Annotated in this window: 3 protein-coding genes; 1 reads left to right on the plus strand and 2 read right to left on the minus strand. The window is 61.7% G+C overall.

Annotated elements, in window-relative coordinates; all coding sequences use genetic code 11:
- Both WAW39_RS15840 and WAW39_RS15845 read right to left on the minus strand, forming a co-directional pair.
- Window positions 1-1,362: M56 family metallopeptidase (locus WAW39_RS15840; RefSeq protein ID WP_422320157.1), on the minus strand; the 1,362-nt coding region annotated here is incomplete at its 3' end.
- A 6-nt stretch (window positions 1,363-1,368) separates the two neighbouring features.
- Window positions 1,369-1,773, minus strand: coding sequence for a BlaI/MecI/CopY family transcriptional regulator (locus WAW39_RS15845; RefSeq protein WP_422320158.1), 405 nt, complete (start codon window positions 1,771-1,773; stop codon window positions 1,369-1,371).
- Between the two features lie 138 nt (window positions 1,774-1,911).
- Between WAW39_RS15845 and murA the strand changes: the two genes are divergently transcribed.
- Window positions 1,912-3,177, plus strand: a complete 1,266-nt coding sequence (murA, locus tag WAW39_RS15850; RefSeq protein WP_422320159.1) for a UDP-N-acetylglucosamine 1-carboxyvinyltransferase — start codon at window positions 1,912-1,914, stop codon at window positions 3,175-3,177.
- Window positions 3,178-3,446: the final 269 nt, after the last annotated feature.

Genomic DNA, 3,446 nt, shown 5'->3' on the forward strand with positions numbered 1-3,446 from the left:
ACCATCACCCGTGCCAGTCTTCTTGGCTACACCATCGCCCTCGCGCGCTCCAGTCTTGCGTGAGCCTTCACCATCACCCGTGCCAGTCTTCTTGGCTACACCATCGCCCTCGCGCGCTCCAGTCTTGCGTGAGCCTTCACCATTACCCATACCAGGCTTCTTGCTTCCTCCATCACCTTCACGCATACCCGTCTTCTTGGTGCCGCCATCGCCTTCACGGGCGCGGGCAGGGGTTCCTTCTTCACTTGCTCCGGTCTTCGTCTGCTCAGCCGCAGGACTCCTCGCCCCCTCCCGGCTGCGCTCCTTCGCCGGCACTTCCTTTTCCACCGCACGCGCGGTCGTGAAGGAGTAGCAAACAAGAACGCTGAGCGTAAGAACGAGCAGCATTTGAATCACAGGCTGACGGGCGGTTGGATGGGCGATCATGTGGATGCGTTGACGCAGGGTAGGGTGGTTGCGCACATATGGGGCCAACCCTGCCATGGCCGGTGGTGCGAAAAAGCTTTCTTGAATGCGCAGCAGCGTATGCCCGTAGTCCAGCCGCTCAGTGGGGGAGAGCAGCGCCAGCGCTCCCGCATCACAGCGCAGTTCGCGGTCCGCCTGAAAGCGCGACACCACAAACCACACCAGCGGGTTGAACCAATGCAGCGCCTGCACCGCCGTCGCGGCCCAGTTCCATACCAGATCATGCTGCTTCACGTGCAGCAGTTCATGCAGCAGCACATGGCGCAGGCTGTGTTCATCAAAGCGCGTCTCCCAGTCCTCCGGCAGCAGGATGCTCGGCTGTGCCATGCCCACCACAGCCGGAGTCGTGCCCGCAGGCATCAGAACAATGCGCACCTGCTTACGAACCCCCGCCTTCTGGCAAAGACTCGCCACCAGCGCACGCAGCAGCGCAGCCGTCGCATGCGGACGCTCACGCAGTTCAAGATCAAACCGCCGCTGCCGATACAACGCCGCCGCAAACACCCCCAGCGCCCCCATCACCCACACACACAGCGCCAGCGTATATCCAGAAATCATTCCCGCAGACTCAGACCCACCACCGATGGATGCCGCAATCATCGGCGCGCTCTCCGCATCCGCCGTCCTCACCACATCCACCGCCGCAGCGAGTGGCGCAGCCGACACCTCACTCATACGCGCCGCCTCATCCTGCTGAAACCACGCCCCCAGCCCAAACCCCGCCGGTATAAAAGCCGGCAGCATCAGCTTCGTCCCCACCAGCAGCCACAAGCCAATGCGCCATGCCGGGCTCAGCCGCGTCCCCAGCATCAGCCGCAGTCCCAGCACGGCCAGAATCAAGAGGCTCGCTTCGAGCGAAGTGCGCAGCAGCCAGTGGAGGAGAGCGTCAGCATTCATGGTGGATTACTTTTTAAGTTTCTTCTCGGCCTGATTCAGCACTTCACGCAGCGCGGCCAGGTCATCTTGCGTCACATCTTCACGTTCCATCAGCCCCGCCACGAAGGGTGTCAGCCGGCCGTTAAACACGCGATCCAGAAAACTCCGGCTCTCCTCATGCTGGCACTGGTCCTGGGCCACCGCGGGTGAGTACCGAAACTCGCGCCCCACCGCCTCCACCGCCAGCGCCCCTTTGTCAGCCAGTCGGCGGATCAGGCTCTGCACCGTGCGCGGCTTCCAGTGCAGCCGCCCTTCCAGCTCCTTCACCACCTCCGCCAGCGTGCTCGTCCCGCGCTGCCAGAAGACATTCATCACCGTCCATTCGGCGTCAGAAATCTTCGGGGCGGGTGGTGTGGGAGCGCGGCGTGACATGGTCGGATTACAAACGTGATCCACGGATTACACGTGTAATCCGACTCGGCAAGAACTTTTTTCAAGCAGTCTTTCATCTGTCAGGATTTCGAAGAATGGCTTGCCACTGCCTCTTTCCGCAGCACAAAGCATCCACCCATGGAAAAACTCATCGTTCACGGCGGCGCACCTCTGAAGGGCCGCATCAACATCAGCGGCTCAAAGAACTCCTCGCTGCCCATTCTCGCGGCCACTCTCCTCACCAAAGACACCTGCACCATCCGCCGCGTGCCCGATCTCAGCGACACCAATTACATGGTCCGCATCCTCGGTGAACTCGGTGCCGAGGTCGAGCGCGCCAGCGGCGTCGTCGTCGTCAAGGCGGAGAAGATCAAATCCGTCGCACCTTATGATCTCGTCCGCAAAATGCGCGCCTCCATCTGCGTGCTCGGCCCTCTCACAGGCCGTTTGAAAAAATGCACCGTCTCACTCCCCGGCGGCTGCGTCATTGGTGATCGCCCCGTCGATCTCCATCTCAAAGGCCTCGAAGCCCTTGGCGCGCAGATCACCGTGGAAGGCGGAGACATCTTTGTGAACGCCAAGAAAGGCTTCAAAGGCGGCCCCATGAATCTCATGGGCAAGCACGGCTCCACCGTCCTCGGCACGGACAACGTCATGATGGCCGCCGTCCTCGCCAAAGGCACCACCATCATCGAAGGCGCTGCCGCCGAGCCTGAAGTCGAGGACCTTGCAAACTTCCTCATCAAGATGGGCGCCAAGATTGAAGGCGCAGGCACCCACCGCATCACCATCGAAGGCGTCAAAGAACTCCACGGCGCAGAGCACACCGTCATCCCAGACCGCATCGAGGCCGGCACATTCCTTGTCGCCGGTGCCATGCTCGGCGATGGCGTCACCCTCAAGCGGGTCATGCCGGAACACATGAAAGCCGTCACCGATGCCCTGATCAAATGCGGCTTCCCCATCGACATCACCAAGGACAGCATCACGGTGAAGCCCAATCCAAACGCCAAAGGCTTCGATCTCACCACCCTCTGCTACCCCGGTTTCCCCACCGACATGCAGGCCCAGATGTGCGCCCTCGCCTGCGTCATCAATGACACCAGCACCATCACCGAGACCATCTTCCCGCAGCGCTTCATGCACTGCGCCGAAATGAAACGCATGGGCGCCAACATCGATCTCCAGGGCGCCACCGCCCGCATTCGCGGCGGCAGCGTCATGAAAGGTGCCCCCGTCATGGCCTCAGATCTCCGCGCTTCCGCCGCCCTCGTCCTCGCCGGCCTCGTCGCCGAAGGCAAAACCGAGATCAACCGCCTCTACCACATCGACCGCGGCTACGAACACCTCGACGACAAACTCGCCGCCCTCGGCGCCCAGCTCGAGCGTGTGCAGGACAAGTGAGGCCCATCAGTCAAGGAGTGCTCAAGAGGTCAAAGCAGAGCGGACTCTGTCGAATGGCATTGCTTGTCCAAAGCGAGGCAAACAATCTATTGCGAATGCAAGCCTCGCAGCGCGTGGCAAACCGACTCGTGAAGTGGTCCGCACTCTCCGAGTGCGGCTTTGGGCAGCCGAAACACGCTGGGTGACCTCTCATGGCACGAAGCGGCCGCCCTCAACCTGCTTTCCTTCCGAAAGCGCGTAGCGCTGGCACAACCGTAGCCGTGGGTGCC

It is taken from the genome of Prosthecobacter sp., from assembly GCF_049294395.1.
GTDB lineage: Bacteria > Verrucomicrobiota > Verrucomicrobiia > Verrucomicrobiales > Verrucomicrobiaceae > Prosthecobacter.